Origin of the sequence: Streptomyces sp. NPDC093221 (assembly GCF_044753885.1) — a bacterium.
In the GTDB taxonomy this organism is placed as follows: Bacteria; Actinomycetota; Actinomycetes; order Streptomycetales; family Streptomycetaceae; genus Actinacidiphila.
This window is the reverse complement of sequence record NZ_JBIVOA010000005.1, coordinates 615,989-633,414: the sequence shown is the minus strand read 5'-3', so window position 1 is coordinate 633,414 and position 17,426 is coordinate 615,989. Positions and strand designations below refer to the sequence as shown.

The window sequence follows — 17,426 nt, the reverse complement described above, 5'->3', positions numbered from 1 at the left end:
TCCTCCACACCTACAACCACCACCGCACCCACACCGCACTCGGCGGCCAGCCACCCATCACCCGCGTCAACAACCCTCCAGGTCAATACACCTAGGGCCTGTCCGCTTTTTTTCCCACCCGCCCACCCGTGCAGATGCTTCCACCCCTGCGGGAGGGTCCCCCCCCGTGCACCCTCCCGCCGTCGGCGGCTGCCGTGCCGCGTTCGGCCCCATGGTGCTCGTCGTCGCGGGTGCGGACGTGAGTGGCCGTCAGCCGTCCTGGGGCTCATCCGTCCGCTGAGGGGGTTGGGAGGGGTCGGGCCAGAGGGAGATGTGGTCGGGTTCGAGTTCGAGGAGGACGCGGGAGCGGATGGAGAGGGAGTCGGTGTAGTCGCGGGGGAGTTGGAGGCGGCCGGCGCGGTCGACGGTGGCGTATTCGCGGGCCACGACGGACTCCTGGCCGTGTTCGTCGACCTCGGTGTGGCGGACGACCTCGGAGGCGGTGCGGCCGTCGCGGATGGCGACGGTGCGGCGGACGGCGTTGGCGACGGCGTGGTCGTGGGTGACGACCACGACCGTGGTGCCCAACTCCTCGTTGGCGGTGCGGAAAGAGGCGAAGACCTGCTCGGCGGTGGCGGAGTCGAGTTCGCCGGTGGGTTCGTCGGCGAGGACGACGGACGGGCTGTTCGCCAGGGCGACGGCGATGGCGGCGCGCTGCTGCTCGCCGCCGGACATCTGGCCGGGGTGCCGGTCGTGGCAGTAGCCGACGCCGAGCATGCCGAGCAGTTCGGTGGCCCGCGCGGTGCGCTGCCGCTTCGTGCGCAGCCCGCCGGTGCGGCCGGCGAGCTGCATCGGCAGGACCACGTTCTGCGCGGCCGTGAGGTACGGCAGCAGATTGCGGCCGGTCTGCTGCCAGACGAACCCCACCACCTCCCTGCGGTACCGCAGCCGCGACGCGGCGTCCATCGCCAGCAGGTCGTAGCCGCCGACGGACGCGGCGCCCGCGGTCGGCACGTCGAGCCCGGCCAGGATGTTGAGCAGCGTGGACTTCCCGCTGCCCGACGCGCCGACCAGGGCCATCAACTCGCCCTTGCCGACGAGTAGATCGAGCCCCTGGAGGGCCTGCACCTCCACCCCGTCCGCGGTGAAGATCCGCACCAGCCGGTCGCAACTGATCAGCGCGTCCTTGCCGTACGCGGGCCGCTCCCGCCGCTCGGCGACCGCCCGCTCCAGATCCGCGAGACTGCTGACGGGAGCGCGGTCAGGTCCCGTCACCGGACCCGCCACCGCTCCGCGCACCTCGCCGCCCGCTTCGCCCGTCATACCCGGTCCCCCACTCTCAACTCCGCGCTCTCCCGCCGCCGTCCGCTCACCCGCACCTGGATCAGCAGCACCGCACAGGCCAGTATCAGCAGCCCCGCCGACGGCAGGGCAAGGGACCATGGATCGGCCCGCAGGCCGAGCCCGAAGTCGGCCGGTTCCACGCCCTGTTCGCCGCCGCCGAAGGTGAGCGCCCGCAGATCGACGCCCGGTCCGAGCAGCGGGACCACCGCCAGGCCCACCAGGACACCGCCGACGGCGGCGAGCAGCGCCTGCGGCAGCATCTCCAGCAGGACCAGCCGCCGCGACTGCCGCCGCGTCATGCCCATGGTGCGCAACCTGGCCAGCAGCGTGGCCCGTTGCGGCGCGGCCTGGAGCAGCGACAGCAGCAGGGCCAGCGCGCTGAAGGCGGCGCCCGCCGCGACCGCCGCTAGATAGATCGAGCGCGCGCCGCGCTGCAAGGGGAAGTCGCCCAGCCGGGACCGCTGTTCGCCGCGCGTCAGCACCGTCACGAAGGACGCGGGCTCCTTGGCGACCGCGCGCAGCGCCCCGCCGTCGATGTGACTGCCCGGCGCGTTCATCGCCAGCAGCACCGTAGGACCGCTGTACTGGCTGTACGCGGCCAGGTCCGGGTGTCTGGCGGCCAGTTGCGCCGCGGAGACGATCACGAACTCGGCGCCGGGCGCGGCCGGGGTGCTGGTCAGGACGGCCGCGGTCCTGACGGTGACGGCGCCGACGGCGGCGTCCACCCGGGCCGTTCCGTCGCCGAGCAGCGAGGCGAGGCCGGGGCTGAGCACGGCGGGCAGCGTCCCCCGCCCCGGATCGTGGTCGAACGCCTGCGCGGGGAAGGCGGGCAGCCCGATGTCGTGGGTCAGCCGCGTGTACGCGGCCGGGTCGACGATCACCAGCGAGTAGGACAGGCCGAAGGGCGCGGTCGGGCTGTTCGGCTCGACGCGGGCGGTGACGACCCGGCCGACGCCGGGCACCTTCTTCCGTACCTCGTCGGGCAGTTGGCGGGGGAGCCCGAAGCGGGAGTCGACCCGCGCGTCCGCGCCGACCAGGACGCTCGCCGCCCGGTCCCTGCCGTGGTCGATACCGGCCAGCACCGAGCCGCCGAAGGACGCCACGGTCAGGGCCACCAGCAGCGCCAGCAGCGGCAGTTGGCTGGTGGCGGGGGAGCGGCCCGCGCGGGCCAGGCCCAGATGGGTGACCGCGCCGGGCAGCCGGGCCGCGGGGCGCGCCAACAGACGTAGCGGCAGCGGATACAGGCGCAGCAGCACCAGCGCCGCCGCGACGGCGACCAGCACGGGGGCCGCCGCCAGATACGGGTCGCCGCCGCTGTCGGTGCCGCGCCGCCGCAGGGTCAGTACGGCTCCCACGACCAGGACGGTGACGGTCAGTTCCGCGACCAGTCTGCGGCGCGACGGCCGGGCAGCGGTGACGTCCTCGCGGCCCGCCGCGCGTGGCCGCCGGGCCGCCGCCACGGCCCGGACCGGCAGCGCCAGCGCGGCGACCGCGGTGACCGCCGCGCCCAGCAGCAGCGACGTGCCGTAGCGCGAGGTCGGCAGCGCCAGCAGCGCCAGGGCGACGCCGAGGGCGCCGCCCGGCACGGCGGCGGCCGTCGTCTCGCCGAGCAGCCGCCGGAAGACGCCGCGCAGGGCGGCGCCGCGCGAGCGCAGCAACGCGATCTCACCGCGCCGCCGCTCGGCGGCGAGGCCGCCCGCCATCAGCAGCACCGCGAATGCCGTCGTGCCGACGCCGACCGCCGCGATCAGTACCAGCGGCGACACCGCCCGCCGGTCGTCGGAGTAGTCGTCCAGCACGGTGCCGAGGCCGCCGGTGAGCCGGATGTCGGGGTCGGTGGCCTGTTGCAGGGCCACCGAGTCGGGCCCGGCGTTGAAGGACGCCAACTGCCTTTGCAGCGCGGGCACATCGTGCGCGGCCAGGCCGTCGGTGGCCAGCGGGTGGTGCCAGTACCGGGTCACCAGCGTGCCCAGCAGCGGCATCGAGCGCGCGGCCGTACGGTCGACGAGCAGCGAGAAGTGCCAGTACGTCTTGGGCTCGCTGCCCGGCGGGGTCGGCGGCGCGGACAGCTGCGGGGTCAGCAGGTCGCTGTTCTCGGTCCAGAAGTCGTCGGCGGGGTCACGGGGCGCGACGATGCCCGAGATCCGGACGGTCAGCGCGGTCGGGGTGCGGCCGTGCAGGTGCACGGTTTGACCGACCGTGAGACGCATGACCTCGGCGGTCCGTACGGTGACGGCGGCCTCGACCGACAGCGGCGCCGGAACGCCCCCGTCCGGCGCGGGAGCCGGCAGCCGCCCGGCGACCAGGCGGCCGTGCCCGGCCAGTCCCGCCTGCGCCACCAGGCTGGCGGCCGGGAAGAGTTCGGAGGTACGGGGCAGCCCCTGGTCGGGCACCGGCGCCTCCGAGGCGCGCACCCCGATGACGGACCGGTCCTTCCGCAGCCGCAGCGGCGGCTTCGCCATCCGCTGGAAGACCGTCTCCACATGGTCGACGGCGGTGGGGTCCAGCAGCTCGGTCGTCGTGAACTCGGGCCTGTAGGGGCCGGTCAGGCTGACACCGCGGTCGAGCGGCGCCGCGTCCCGGACGGCCTGCCGCAGCGCGGTGTCCTCGTAGCGGTCGACCGCGCGGGGGAGCGCCGCGGCGAGGAAGGCGGTGACCAGGACCAGGACGGCCGTCGCGAGCGCGGCGGCGGGCGCGGACCGCAGCCTGACCCGTACCCAGGAGGTGTCCACGCGCGCGCCACCGTCAGCACCGGGCACCGGCGTGCCGACAGAAGCCCGCCCCGAAGCCGGCCCTGAAGCCCGGTCCGGAACCCGCCGCCCCGAAGCCCGGTCCGAGGACCGTTCCCGAGCCCGGTCCGGAGCCCGCCGCCCCGAGGCCCGCTCCGAAGAACCCCCCGACGCGCCCTCCGAAATACCCCCGCCCTCACGCGAGTTGTCGTCCGGCATCTCAGTCCTCCCCCTGCCGCCGCAGCGCCGCCGCCGGATCGCCGCGGCGCACCGCGGTGGCGAGGACGACGACCAGCGGCGCGATCAGGACGACGCCCAGCAGTTCGGCCAGCGGCCCCGCGGGCATCTCGACCAGCAGATCGGGGACGGGCCGGGCGGCCTGCGAAGTGAGCACGACCAGCGGGGTGATCAGCCGGGTCAGCAGCGCGCCCAGCACCACGCCCACGACGAGCGAGATCAGCACGAGCGTCCCCTGTTCCGCGGCGATCATCCGGGCCAACTGGCGGCGCGGGGTGCCCAGGGCACGCAGCACCGCGAATTCGCCGTTGCGCTCCCTGATCGCGCCGACCGCGCTGACCGCGAAGCCGACCGCGGCCAGTACGGCCGCGGCGATCACCGCTGCGGGCAGCGCCGACTGCGGTCCCGCGCCCAGCGGATCGGCCCGCAGATCCGCCGCGGTCTCGTCCCGTACGAGCACCACGTCGACGTCGGTACGGGCGCGCAACGCGGCGGCGACCCGCGCGGTCATGCCGGGCCCGGTGGCCAGCCACCACTCGGTGGGCTCCATGGAACGCGCGTCCTGCGACTCCAACAGCCGGTTGACGGACCGGAGATCGAGCAGCAGGGCGCCCGCGTCCAGGTCCTCACGGCTCTGCGCGTCCTGCGTACCGTCCGCGGCGGCGGCGCTCCGGTCCGCCGTGCCGGGGATCGCGCGGACGGCGGCCGTGACGCGGGCGACGATGTCCACACCGTTGAGCTGGAGCCGCGCGGTGCCGCCGACCTTCGCGCCGACCGCCTTGAGGTACGAGTCGGTGGCGACGGCCGGGAGTTCGGGCGGCACGAGCGATTCGACGCGCGTGCGTACGGTGGCGGTCGGCGGCGCCTGCCAGCTGTCCGGGACCACCTCCGTGGAACCGGTGGCGTACTCCAGGCCGAACAGCGCGGGGCCGCCCAGCACGGGCGGTTCGGCGGACGGCGGCACCGCACCGGGATCGCCCGCCAGGCTCGGGTCGTCGAAGTCCGCCCGCGCGTCCCACGAAGCGGCGCCCCGCGCCGTACCGGTACCCGCCGCGCTCAGCGCCTCGCCGCCGCCGTCCGGCCCGACGACCCGCGCGGAGGAGATCGTCAGTCGGTGCGTCTCTTTCACGCCCGGCAGCGAGAAGACGGTGTCGATCCGGGTCAGCCGCAGCGGTCCCGCAGGCCCGCCGCCCGCCGTGCCCGCCGCAGAGGCCAGGTCCAGGGTGAGCCGGTGCGGGGCGCCGTCCGGCGGCAGGTCGCCCAGTTCGAACTCGTACACCACACCCGTGGCGTCCGTCAGCGCGGCGGTCAGATGGTCGGGGCCGTTGGCGGACGCGATCGGGCGGCCGTGCCGGTCCACCGCCCGCAGCGACGCGGTGAACTCCACCCGGCGCGCGTCACCGGGGACGGCGAACCCGCCCGAATCCCCGGCGCTCCCGGCGGCCCGGCCCGAATCCCCAGCCGCCCGGCCCGAATCCCCGGCGCTCCCAGTGGCCCGGCCCGAATCCCCGCCACTCCCCGCGGCCCCGCCCTTCCCTCCCGCCCTCAGCGGCGCGAGCAGCTCCGCGACCGGCCGCCCCGCCGTGAGGTCGGAGCGGAACCGCATCGCCCTGCCCGCCTGCTCGGTGTCGATGGCCAGGACCGTCGCGTGCCGCTGCTGGGTCAGCAGCACCTCGTCGCGGGCCGCGGGGGCCACCGCCGTGATGCCCGGCACCTTCGCGTAGATCCCGGCCTGCCCGAACGGCGGGGTCGTCATCCCGGTGACCCTGATGTCGGAGCCGACGGTGAAGTCCGCCTGGTCGCGCTGCGAACGGTCCCAGCTCGCGCCCTGCCCGATCGCGAACATCCCCATCGCCACGGCCAGTACCAGCAGCAGCACCGCGCTCGCGCCGCGCCGCGGACGGCGGGCGAACTGCCAGCCCGCCAGGGCCGGCGCGAGCCCGCGACCGCGCGCCGCGCGCCGCTCACCGAGCCCGGCCGCCAGCGGCAGCAGCCGCAGCACCAGCACCGTGCCCGCCAGCAGGCACAGCGCGGGCGCGGCCACCAGGACCGGGTCCACGCCGAGACCGCCCGCGCCGTCGGCGCTCAGCACGCCGCCGCCGGACGCCCGGCGCTGCAGCTGCCAGTACGCGACCCCGGCGACCACCAGCAGCCCGACGTCCGCCCCGGCCTGGAGGGCGCCCGGCAGCGCGCCCCGCCGGGACCGTGCCGCGCGCCCGGCCGTGAAGGAGCCGCCGCCGCGCACCGCGGGCACGATCACCGCGAAGGCGCAGGCCAGCGCCGCGCACACGGCCACGAGCCAGGCCGCGCCGCCACTGCCGCCGCCGAGTGTGACGCCGGTACGGGCCAGCGCGCCGGTCCCCGCCAGGAGTCGCGTGACGGGACCGGCGAGCAGCGGCGCGATCAGCGCGGCGGGCACCGCCAGCAGCAGCGCCTCCCCGGCCGCCAGCCGGGCCACCCGCGAGCGGGAGCCGCCGCGGGCCCGCAGCAGCGCGGTCTCCCCGGCCCGCTCCTCGGCCAGCAGTTGCGCGACCAGCAGCAGTGCGAAGCCCGCCAGGATGACGAGCTGGAGCGCGCCGATCAGCAGCGTCGAACGGGTCACCAGCAGGCTGCGGCGCAGCCCGTCGAGCAGTGTCGGCAGCTCGCTCGACACCTGCGCGGAGCCGGTCGGCTTCGCGTCATGGAGGTCGGCGACGGCCGCTTTCGCGCTGCGCTCCAGCGCGTCCATCCGGCCCACGCCCACGCCGCCGAAGTCCGCCGTGCCCTGCCAGGACATCTCGGCGGGCGCCACCCGCCCCGAGCCGAAGGTGCCGCCGTCCACGAGCATCGGCCCGTAGGTGGTGAACGACAGCGTGTGGATGCCGCGTCCGCGCAGCGGGTCCAGGTGCCAGTACGGCGCGGCGGGGTCGGCGGGGCGGTAGAGGCCGGTCACGCGGATGCGCAGCGGCGGCCCGCCGAGCCGGTCGGTGAGCGTGAGGACGCTGCCGGTGCGCACGGTGAGCGCCTGGGCCGCGACCACCGGCATGGCGACCCGCACCTCGGCGGAGCCCTTGGCCGCGGGCGTCGGCCAGGCGCCCTCGGTGATCGTGACGCGCGAGCGGTCGAAGGTGGCCAGCAGCGTCAGATCCGGGTCCCCGCCCGTCGGCGACCCGGCGGGGCGCAGCGCGAACGGCAGCCCGTACGGGCCCGACCTGGTGCTCGACCTGACCGTGGCCGGGAGCCCGTCGAAGGCGTCGGGCACGATGCGCCGTACGGCCGAATCCAGCCCGTCCCGCGTCGGCCCGGTGACCGATGCCTGCACCTCGACCGTCGACCGGTCCGCGGCCTGGTGCTGGAGGGTGCGGCGCAGCGCCGCGTCGCCGATCGCGCCCGTGAAGGCGGTGAAGGTGGCCAGCACGGAGGTGGTGAGGACCACCGTGAGCAGCGCGGCGGCGAGCAGCAACCGGTGCGCGCGGACGCGCAGCAGCACGAAACCGGTCACCGGCGAGCCCCCGTCCTGTCGCTGACCGGATGGTCTCAAAGGGGGAGGGCGTGGTGAACGGTGCCGGAGGTTGTCGGAATACGATCGTGACCGACCGTTGAGCGGACGATTCGCCTCCGCTCAGGGCCGTTTTCAGCCGGGGGTGTTGACCATCGACGCGGCGGCGTACGTCAGGTAGTCCCACAACTGCTGCTCGTGCGCGGGTTCAAGGCCCAACTCGTCGACCGCCGCCCGCATATGGCGTAGCCACGCGTCGTGCGCCGCCTTGTTCACCTCGAAGGGCGCGTGCCGCATCCGCAGCCGCGGGTGGCCGCGCTCGTCGCTGTACGTACGGGGACCGCCCCAGTACTGCATGAGGAAGAGCCGCAGCCGGTCCTCCGCCGGGCCGAGATCCTCCTCGGGGTACATCGCCCGCAGTTCGGGATCGCCCGCCACCCCCTGATAGAAGACGTGCACCAGACGGCGGAAGGTTTCCTCGCCGCCGACCAGCTCGTAGAACGTCTGCTGCTGCACCGTGCCGCGCGGGATCTCATTCACACCCCCATGGTCGCAGAAGGACCGGCCGAGTACCGGAGTCGTAGGACCGGGCCCGCGGGCGCACGATGGAGGCATGGCCGACACAGACGCGGAAGCGGGCACGGAGGGTACGGACACGGGCGCGGACGGTACGACCTCGGATACGGATACGGATACAGCTACGGGCGCGGATACGGGTACGGGCGCGGCCGGGCGGTACCGGGCCGCGGCCTCCGCGCTGCGCACCCGCATGGTCCGCCGCATCGTCGCGGGCGGCGGCCTCACCGACCCGGCCTGGCGGGCCGCCTTCGCCGAGGTGCCGCGCCACCTGTTCGTACCCGACTACCAGCGCTCGGCGCACGGCGGCGGACAGGACCGGCTCACCGCCGCCGACCCCGACCCGCGCCACCGGCTGCGCTGGCTCGCGGGCAGCTACGCCGACCGGCCGATCGCCACCGACGTGGTGGACGGCGAACTGCTCTCCTCCAGCAGCCAGCCCTCGCTGATGGCCCTGATGTGCGAAGCGCTCGACGTGGCGGACGGCCACCGCGTCCTGGAGATCGGCGCCGGAACCGGCTACAACGCGGCGCTGCTGGCCCACCGGCTCGGCCCCGACGCCGTCACCACCATCGACCTGGACGAGCGGATCACCGCCGCCGCCCGCGCGCACCTGGCCGCGTACGGCACACCCGCCGCCCGCTCCGTCACCGTCGTCACCGGCGACGGCGCGCTCGGCCACCCGGCCGGCGCCCCGTACGACCGGGTGATCGCGACCTGCGAACTGCCCGCGATCCCGGCGGCCTGGCTCGCCCAGTGCCGGCCGGGCGCCCGGATCCTCGCGCCCCTCGGGACCGGGCTGATCGCGCTCACCGTACGGAGCGCCACCGAGGCCGAAGGGCACTTCCTGGCCACCCCGGCCTTCTTCGTCCCGCTGCGCGGCCCCTCCACGACGGCCCCTGCGCCCGCCGCCGACGACGCGGCGCAGGCGGTACGGGCCACTCGCACACCGCCGCGGATCATCGGCAACGACCTCTTCCGCTTTCTGCTCACCCTCGTCGCGGGCCCGCTGGACCTCACCTGGTCGCCCGGGACCGGCACCGCCCGGCTGCTGGCCGCCGACGGCTCCACCGCCCGCGTCACCGCCGACGGCACGACCCGCGTCAGCGGCCCCCGCGACCTGTGGGCGCTCGCCGAGTCCGCGCACACCGTCTTCCGCGACCTCGGCCACCCGGCCAGGTCCCGCTTCGGCCTCACCGTCGACGGCCCCCGCCAGTGGACCTGGCTGGACGACCCGGCGGGCCCGTACCGCTGGCCGCTGTGAGCCGCGGCGGCCGGAAAAGCCGCTGGCCGCTGTGAGCCGCGGCGGCCGAGAAGCCCTCAGCCGGACAGCGGCTCCCAGACCGCCGCGTCGTGCGCGAACAGAATCCGCCGCGGGTCGTACGCCAGCAGCCGCTCCACCCACGGGTCGGGCTCGGGCAGCGGCGCACCCGCACCGTCGGCGGCGGCCAGGACCGCGCCCTGCGCGGCGGCGAAGTCGGACGCCGAGGTGTGCGTCTGACCGGCCAGGATCACCGTCCCGTCCGGCCTGCGGATCACCAGCGACTGGTGACCGACGGTGTGACCAGGCGTCGGCAGAATCCACAGCCCCGGACGGATCTCCACTTCACCGGTCAGCTCCTCGTAGCGGGCGCCGGGGAAGCCGACCAGATGCTCGGGCGTGTGGCCGCCGCCGCGCGCCACCGCCAGCTCGGCGTCCTGCACCAGCACCGGAGTGCCGGGGAAGAGCGGATTGCCGCCGATGTGGTCGAAGTGCAGATGGCAGTTGACCACCAGCGCGATGTCCGCGGTCGTCACCCCCGCCGCGGCGAGCGCGTCGGGCAGCGGACGGCGGTACGGGCGGTAGTGCGCGTCCGTCTCGGGGTCCGCGGTGCCGATCCCGGTGTCGAAGAGCAGGAGTTCGCCGTCGTGCTCGACCAGATAGCCGAGCGCGGGCTCCACCCGCGGCTTCCCGTCGGCGGTCTCGGAGCCCGGCCGGACGAACCGGCCCAGGTCGAGGCGGCGCAGGGCCGCCCCCGTACCGGACACCCGCGTCACGCCCGGCGGAGTGTGATCGTCGTCCACGCCCCCACGTGGACCCGGTCGCCCTCGAAGAGCGGGATCGGGGTGTACGGGCGGATCGCGTCCTCGCCCAGGTTGACCGTGGTGCCGTTGGTGGAGTCCTGGTCGACCACCGCCCAGGAGCCGTCCGGCTGCTGGACCAGCACCGCGTGCTGGTGGGAGACGCCCGGGTCCTCGGGGGAGCGGGACAGGTCGATGTCGGGGGCCTCACCGGTGCTCTGGCGGCGCCGTCCGATGGTGATCTGGTTGCCGATCAGGGGCAGTTGGATCTCCGGCGAGAACGCGGGGAAGTACAGGCCCTCCGCGTCCGGGCCGCTGCGGGCCATCATCGCGGTGAAGTACTCCCGGTCCGCGCCGATCACCGCGACCCACGCCGTACCGGCGGACGCCGCGGGCGGCTCGTGGCCGGACCCGGGGGAGACCGAGGGCCCGGACTGCTCACCGGACAGATACGGGTTCTGGAACGGAGGCGCCGCCGGCGAGGACGGCGCGTGCTCGGGGCCGCCGCCCTCGATCGGGCGGCGCGTGGCGGACGCGGGCGGAGCCGCCGACGCCTCGGTGGGCGTCGGCCGCGCGGCGGGCGGCTGCTCGGCGGAGACCTCCGGCTCCGCCACCGGAGCCGGACCCGTCCCCACCGCCTTCACCTGCGAGGACGGCGGGTCCAGCAGGAAGTCCCCGGAACCCGACGTCACCGACTGCGACGGCAGCGGCTCCGCCGGCCGGTTCACCTGCGAGGGGCGGGACCGCTGCGAGCCGTAGTCCGGATACGGCGGGAAACCGGACGCCGTCGGCGGCGGAACGGGCGGGGCGGGCGGCGCGACGAAGGTGGTGGAGGTGTGCGTCTGGAAGTTGAAACGGCACTCCTCGCAGAACAGCGCCATCCCCTCCCGCGGCGTCCCGCACTGCGGGCACACCTCCGGCGCCGCCGGCCCGTCCGGCTCGTAGCCGCGCGACGACGCCCCCGGCGAGGTCGACACCGGCGAACTGGACGCCGACGCGGACGCGGACGCCGACGAGGACGGCGGCCGGGTCCCGTACGAGGACGACGGCACGGCGATCCGCATCCCGCAGACCTCGCACCAGTCGTCGGTCCCGGACTGATGGCCGTTCGGACAAGTCGGCATGGTGCTGGCTCCCCCTCCGCCCGCCGGGGGCGGGGTCACAATCCGTGCGAGCTGCTGACGGTTACGTCCTCACACGTTACGTCGTCACATGTCGCGACCGCACGGGTCACTTCTTCACACGCACGGTCTTCGTCGACCGGGTCTCCAGGGTCATCTCGTCCGCGTCGGCGACCCTGGCCTTCAGCCGCACCGTACCGCTCGCCGCGTCGACCACGTCCACGACCTTCGACAGCAGCTTCGCGGTGTCCTCGTTGCCCGACGCGCTCGCGAGCTGCACCGCGCGGCCCAGCTTCGCCGTCGCGCCGTCCATGTCACCGGACTTGCGGGCCTCCAGACCCTGCTGGATGACCTGCGCCAGCTCCGCCTGCCCGGTGTAGTGGGCGACCTGCGGGTTGATCCGGGTGGAGGCGGCCATGTCGTCCGTCCACACCGCGCGGACCAGGCCCTGCGACAGCACCTCGACGGTGCCGTCCGGCTGCGGCAGCACCAGCGACAGCCGCGCCGCCAGCATCTCCTGGCCGACTCCGGCCACCGGCACCCGCACGCACACGTGGTAGTCACGGGACTCGTCGCCCCACGACCCGGTCGGGTAGTCGCCCGCGCGCGGACCGGCCTCGGTGCGCCGCGCGCTCAGGTCCTCCACGGTCGGCGCGACCTGCTTCACGAACGCGATCTCGGAGCCCTGCGGGGTCCACAGCCGCAGGCTGACGTCCGCGACCTCCTTGCCCATCGCGTTCTCCATCATCGCCTGGAAGTCCGCGGCGAGTCCGGCCGGATCGGCGACGATGTCGACCGAGCCGAGCATCGCCGAGGCGATCCCGGTCAGCTCCTTGACCTCCCAGTCGGTGCCGACACCGCGCGCGTCACAGGTGAAACGGCCCGTGCACGCGTCGAGGGTGGCCTGAAGGTCCTCCGGCTTCTCGTGCTCGTTGCGGCCGTCGGTGAGCAGGATGCCGTGCCGTATGGCCACGTCGGTGCTGGCCAGCAGCCGGTCGGCCAGCCGCAGCCAGGTGCCGATCGCGGTGCCGCCGCCCGCCGTCAGCTTGCGCAGCGCCTGCTTGGCCTGCGCGCGGGTGGTCGGATCGGCCACCGCCAGCGTGCCGTTGGCCGGGTAGACCTCGCGCGCCTGGTGGGTGCCGCCGACCACCGCGAAGGCGACGCCGTCGCGGATGGTGTCGATCGCGACGGCCGTGGCGTCACGGGCGTTGCGCATCTTCGTCGGCGGATACTCCATCGAGCCCGAGCAGTCGACCATGATGACCACGCCCGCGCTGGGCGCCGCGCCCCCGGCGGCGGACGCCGGACCCGGCAGCGGCTGCCCGCCCGAGGTGCCGCCGCCGGTCGACGTCACGGTGACGATGGCGTTGACCTCGCGGCCGCCCTCGGGAAGGAACTCGTTCTGATAGATGTCGACCGAGAACTGCGGCACGTTCGACTTCGAGAATTTGGCCATCGGTACTGCGCTCCTTAAAGCCCGTTCACAGCCCCGCCCAGGCCCTCCGTGACCTGGGCGGGTGGGAATCCTGCCCGCGACACGGCGGCCGGGAACGGCAGCACCGCGACCGTTACGTTGTCGTGGCCGCCGCCGTCCAGCGCCACCCCGACCAGCGTCCGCGCGCTGTGCAGCGGGCGGGTCCTGGCGTCCGGCGGTACGACCTCGGCCATCTCGGCGGCCGACTCCGCGTAGTTCCACAGCCCGTCGGTGCACACCACGATGACGCCGGGGCTCTCCGGCTGGAAGGCCGCCACATGCGGGTCGACCTCGACGGCGTCCGCGCCGAGCCAGCCGGTGATCGCGTGCGCCCGGTCGTCCGCGTACGCCTCCGCCTCGGTCATCAGACCGGCGGAGACCATCCTGGCCGCCCACGAGTCGTCCTCGGTGAGCCGGGCCGACGGGCGGTCGCGGTCGTCGGGGATCCAGTACGCGCGGCTGTCGCCGATCCAGCCGACGGTGAAGACCGGGCCGGTGACGACGGCGCTGACGCAGGTGCAGGCCGGTGCGTTGTGGTGCGGGACGCCGTCCTGGGTCTCCTCCTCGGCGAGCGCGCTCACCGCGTCGAAGGCCGCCATCAGCGCGCCGCGCATGGCCTCCTCGGCGGGGGCGCCGCGCTCCAGCGAGGCCAGCAGCGACTCGTTGCCCGCCACCGACGCGGCGGCCGACGCGTCGTCCGGGCGGTACGCGGTGGACACGCCGTCGCAGACCACCGCGGCGACCGCGGGGGTGCCGTCCGGCAGCGAGGTCGTGGACAGGGCGAAGGCGTCCTCGTTGCGGTGGTGCCGCAGACCGCGGTCGCTCACCGCGGCCACGCCCTCCAACTCCTGCTCCTGGTGGTCCCGTTTGCGCGGCTGGGCGTGCCCGCAGTGCTCGCAGTACCCGTCCGCGTCGACCCCGCCGAGGCCGCACGCCACGCACACCGTGCCGTTCTCCTCCGCCGGTTCCTCCTCGCGCGGATCCGACACCTTCGCACCGGCCAGCGGCACCCCGAGCGCGAGCGTGTCGCCGCCGCCGCCCGGCTGCGCCGCGGCCTGCGGGGGAGCGAGCAGGAACGCGTCGGTCGCGGGGCCTTCGCCTTCGGCTCCACCGCCGGGTTGCCCGGTGCCGCCGTGCCCGCCGCCGAGCTGACCCTCCTGGCCGCCGCCTGCGGCCTGCGGGCGCACGCCGCCGTGCGGGTCGCCGCCCGTGCCCGCCGCTCCGGCAGCCGAAGGCGCGGCGCCTGCCGATCGGGCACTCGCCGCTCCGCCAGCCGAAGGCGCGGCGCCTGCCGATCGGGTACCCGCCGTTCCGGCAGCAGCGGAAGGCGCGGCGCCTGCCGATCGGGTACTCGCCGTTCCGGCAGCCGGGTGTCCGGCGCTCGCGCCCGCCGTAGCGCCAGCGGCGCCGGGCCCTTCACCGGGGGGCCCGGCAGCGGCGGCCGTGGAGCCGAGGCGGTCGCCGTCCGTGCCCGCGAGGCCGGCGGGCGAGGGCGCGGCTCCCGCCGGACCGCCCGCGGCGCCGGGCGCTTCCGCGCCGGAAGGCGAGGCGGCGGACCCCGCCGTTGACGGGTCCGCGCCGGAGACGCTGAGGCTGAGGTCCGCGCCGCAGTGTTCGCAGAAGCGGTCCTCCGCGTCCAGCGGCTCCGCACAGGAGGGGCACAGCGTCGTCGTGGAAGGCGGCGACTCGGGCATTGGCGGCATCTCGTTTACACCCACGTCCGGGGGCGGAAGCGGTTGGCGCGTTCCACCAGTTCGATCCTCGTACTGCCCTGCTGGGCGAGCCTGGCCAGCACCCGGTACGAGCGCTCCAGGCCGAACCGCAGGTCCCGCTCGTTCAGGGCGGAGCCCAGAACGGCCTTGTGCGGTCCGGCTGTTGACGGTACGCCCGGAGCGCCCGCCGGGAGGTCCCCGACACGGCCCGCCAGCACCCAGTCCAGCGCGCTGCCCAGCACCTCGGTGGCGAGCTGCTCGCGCCGGTCGGAGTCCAGGCCCTGCCGTTGCAGCTCCTCCACCTGGAGCCCGGCCGCCTGGAGGTCGGCCAGCAGCGGCTCCTGCGGCGATCTGTCCCGCAGCCGGGCCCTGATCGCCGCCACCCGCGCGGCGGTGAAGTGGATCGACGACTCGGGCACCGACTCCAGGACGCGTACCGCGCCCTGCCGGTCGCCGGAGGCCAGCAGCACCCGGCCGAGACCGAAGGCCGCGCTCACATAGCTCTGGTCGGTCGTCCACACCAGCCGGTAGTACTCGGCCGCGTTGTCCAACTGCCCCAGCACCTCGGCGCAGATGCCCAGTGCCAGCTTCGGCGCGGGCTCACCGGGGAACGCGTCGTAGACCGCGTCGAAGCTCAGCGCCGCCGTCTCGTGGTCGCCCGTGCACAGCGCCGCCAGGCCGCGGTGCCACACCACCCGCCAGTCGATGGCGTCGTCCTCGGTGTCGGCGAGCGTCGCCATCACCTGCTGGGCGCCGTCGAGGTCGGCCATCTCCAGCCGCGCCCGCAGCTCCCGCAGCCGCTTCTCCACCGAGTCCTGCGGCGCGGAGTGCAGCGCCGCCACCAGCTCGGCCGGGGCCGCGGCCGAAAGCCCGGCCAGGAAGCCCGCGTTGGGGTCGGCGGGGTCGACATGCGGTACGGGCAGCGCCAGTACGGCCGCGCCCGCGTTCAGCCGCGACACGGTGGGGCTGGTGGCGGGCGGCGGGCCCCAGTTGGGCAGCGGGGCGCCGATCACGGTCGGGCTGTACGCGCCGGGGCCGGGCACCGCGGGCAGCCCCGCGGGCTGGGCCGGGATGCTTCCGGCGGGCAGCGCGGGCGCCGACCCGTTGCCGCCGACCCGGTCGCGGCGCCGCGACGCCTTCTCCAGCGCGCGGTCGGCGCCGAGGGTCGAGGTGTCACCGGTCACCGGCCGTACCAACTCGGTGTCCACCACGCGCAGTTCGGGGCCGAAGAGGGTGGACAGCGCGGGCCGCGGGCGGCCGGTCTCCAGGGCGACGACCTCGCGCAGCACGCCCAGGAGCTGGTCGGACATCTCCTCGGCGGAGGAGAACCGCTTGTCCGGGTCCGGGTCGGTCGCGCGGACCAGCAGCCGGTAGAAGGACTCGTAGCGGGAGAAGACCTCGATGTTGCCCGGGTCGGGCAGGCTGTCCACGAAGACGTTCGTGTAGCCCTGGAAGTCGAAGGTCAGCACCGCGAGCGTCCGCGCCACCGTGTACAGGTCGGAGGCGACCGAGGGGCCGACCTCGGCGACCTCGGGCGCCTGGTAGCCGACCGTGCCGTATATCGCCGACTCGGTGTCGTCCATCCGCCGCACGGCGCCCATGTCGATGAGTTCGAGGCGGTCCTCGGTCTGGATGGCGTTGTCGACCTTGAAGTCGCAGTAGAGCAGATTGCGGCTGTGCAGGTGCCCCAGCGCGTCCAGCGCCTCGATGGCGTACGCGATGGCCTGCGCGACCGGCAGCGGCTCGCGCCTGCCGTCCGGCGTACGCCGCTCGTTGGCGATCTCCTTCATCGACTTGCCGCCGACGTACGCCATCACGATGTACCCGTCGAGGGTGCCGGTGCGCTGGTCGAGGTGCTCGACGAAGTTGTAGATCCGGACGATGTTGGGGTGCTCGATCTCGGCGAGGAAGCGCCGCTCGGAGACGGCCGCGGCCAGCGCGTCCTCGTCCCCGGTGTCGAGCAGGCCCTTGAGCACCACCCAGCGGTCGGACACCGCCCGGTCCACCGCCAGGTAGATCCAGCCGAGCCCGCCGTGTGCCAGGCAGCCCACCACGTCGTACTGGCCGTGCACGATGTCGCCGGGCCGCAGCTTGGGCGAGAACGAGTACGGGTGGCCGCACTTGCTGCAGTAGCCCTCGGTACGGCCGGGGCGGTCGCCGCGGCTGCGGCCGACGGGCGCGCCGCAGTCGCCCTTGCTGCAAAAGCGCTTGCGCTCGGGCACCTCGGGGTTCTCCAGCACCGCGGCGGCCGGGTCCGGCCGCGGCACCGTCGGCACCGACACCAGGCCCGCGCCGAGCTTGCCGCGGGTGGAGCCGCTGCTGGAACTGCGGCTGCTGCGCACCGACACCGAACGGCCGGTGGCGGTGCCGCTCAGCGACCGCGACAGCCGCCCGGAGACCGAACGGCGCGAGGCGCGGGAGGACGACTTGGAGGACCGCGAGGAGGAGTGCGACGAGGTCTGCGAGGACACCGAACGGCCGGAGCGGCCCGAGTCCGCGCCGCGCGCGCCGGGCACCGAGCCCGCCGCGCCCACCGGACCCGCGCCGCCCTGCGCGGCCACCGGCAGCGGTGCGAGGCCGCAGGTGTCGCAGTACAGCTCGCCGCCTCCCATGTCCTCCAAGGTCCCGCCGCAACCGGGCCGTTGGCACTTGCTCACGGTGTTCCCCCTCAGCCTTTCCCCTGTCGCGCGTACGCCACGCGCGCCCTGTACGCAA

General features: G+C 75.0%; 10 protein-coding genes and 1 pseudogene. 1 reads left to right on the top strand and 10 read right to left on the bottom strand.

The window, feature by feature from the left end:
* Positions 1-249 precede the first annotated feature (249 nt).
* The 4 genes from ACIQCJ_RS23075 to ACIQCJ_RS23060 form a co-directional block, all read right to left on the bottom strand.
* Positions 250-1,302: an ABC transporter ATP-binding protein gene (locus ACIQCJ_RS23075; RefSeq protein ID WP_402712356.1), complete on the bottom strand. Its 1,053-nt coding sequence runs from the start codon at positions 1,300-1,302 to the stop codon at positions 250-252.
* The gene (locus ACIQCJ_RS23070; protein ID WP_402712355.1) at positions 1,299-4,055 is read right to left on the bottom strand and encodes an FtsX-like permease family protein; all 2,757 of its coding nucleotides are present in this window, start codon (positions 4,053-4,055) and stop codon (positions 1,299-1,301) included. Before ACIQCJ_RS23070 ends, ACIQCJ_RS23075 begins: the two co-directional genes overlap by 4 nt.
* 217 nt (positions 4,056-4,272) lie before the next feature.
* Positions 4,273-7,770: an ABC transporter permease gene (locus ACIQCJ_RS23065; RefSeq protein WP_402712354.1), complete on the bottom strand. Its 3,498-nt coding sequence runs from the start codon at positions 7,768-7,770 to the stop codon at positions 4,273-4,275.
* A 132-nt stretch (positions 7,771-7,902) separates the two neighbouring features.
* Complete coding sequence (locus ACIQCJ_RS23060; protein ID WP_355337149.1) at positions 7,903-8,307, bottom strand: globin; 405 nt, start codon at positions 8,305-8,307, stop codon at positions 7,903-7,905.
* A gap of 73 nt (positions 8,308-8,380) precedes the next feature.
* Between ACIQCJ_RS23060 and ACIQCJ_RS23055 the strand changes: the two genes are divergently transcribed.
* Positions 8,381-9,607 (top strand): methyltransferase domain-containing protein, encoded by a 1,227-nt coding sequence (locus tag ACIQCJ_RS23055; protein WP_402712353.1) that lies wholly within the window; start codon positions 8,381-8,383, stop codon positions 9,605-9,607.
* A gap of 56 nt (positions 9,608-9,663) precedes the next feature.
* Here ACIQCJ_RS23055 and ACIQCJ_RS23050 read toward each other — a convergent pair whose 3' ends face one another.
* The 6 genes and pseudogenes from ACIQCJ_RS23050 to ACIQCJ_RS23025 all read right to left on the bottom strand — a co-directional run bounded on the left by ACIQCJ_RS23050 (position 9,664) and on the right by ACIQCJ_RS23025 (position 17,323).
* Complete coding sequence (locus tag ACIQCJ_RS23050) at positions 9,664-10,407, bottom strand: N-acyl homoserine lactonase family protein (protein WP_355337151.1); 744 nt, start codon at positions 10,405-10,407, stop codon at positions 9,664-9,666.
* A complete protein-coding gene (locus ACIQCJ_RS23045) occupies positions 10,377-11,528 on the bottom strand; it encodes an FHA domain-containing protein (protein ID WP_355337153.1) in 1,152 nt (383 codons plus the stop codon). Before ACIQCJ_RS23045 ends, ACIQCJ_RS23050 begins: the two co-directional genes overlap by 31 nt.
* Before the next feature lie 106 nt (positions 11,529-11,634).
* Entirely contained in the window at positions 11,635-12,981 is a 1,347-nt protein-coding gene (locus tag ACIQCJ_RS23040; protein ID WP_355337155.1) for a VWA domain-containing protein, read from the bottom strand.
* Positions 12,982-12,995: 14 nt separating this feature from the next.
* On the bottom strand, positions 12,996-14,186 hold the full coding sequence (locus tag ACIQCJ_RS23035) for a PP2C family protein-serine/threonine phosphatase (RefSeq protein ID WP_402712374.1): 1,191 nt from the start codon (positions 14,184-14,186) through the stop codon (positions 12,996-12,998).
* Positions 14,187-14,600: 414 nt separating this feature from the next.
* Positions 14,601-14,693: pseudogene (locus ACIQCJ_RS23030) on the bottom strand (zinc ribbon domain-containing protein); the annotation flags it as partial.
* A gap of 14 nt (positions 14,694-14,707) precedes the next feature.
* Positions 14,708-17,323, bottom strand: coding sequence for a tetratricopeptide repeat protein (locus ACIQCJ_RS23025; protein ID WP_402712351.1), 2,616 nt, complete (start codon positions 17,321-17,323; stop codon positions 14,708-14,710).
* Positions 17,324-17,426: the final 103 nt, after the last annotated feature.

Coding starts and splice junctions, on each gene's coding strand:
- ACIQCJ_RS23055 (WP_402712353.1), top strand. CDS start 8,381: ATGGCCGACACAGACGCGGAAGCGGGCACGGAGGGTACGGACACGGGC.
- ACIQCJ_RS23045 (WP_355337153.1), bottom strand. CDS start 11,528: ATGCCGACTTGTCCGAACGGCCATCAGTCCGGGACCGACGACTGGTGC.
- ACIQCJ_RS23075 (WP_402712356.1), bottom strand. CDS start 1,302: ATGACGGGCGAAGCGGGCGGCGAGGTGCGCGGAGCGGTGGCGGGTCCG.
- ACIQCJ_RS23025 (WP_402712351.1), bottom strand. CDS start 17,323: ATGGGAGGCGGCGAGCTGTACTGCGACACCTGCGGCCTCGCACCGCTG.
- ACIQCJ_RS23040 (WP_355337155.1), bottom strand. CDS start 12,981: ATGGCCAAATTCTCGAAGTCGAACGTGCCGCAGTTCTCGGTCGACATC.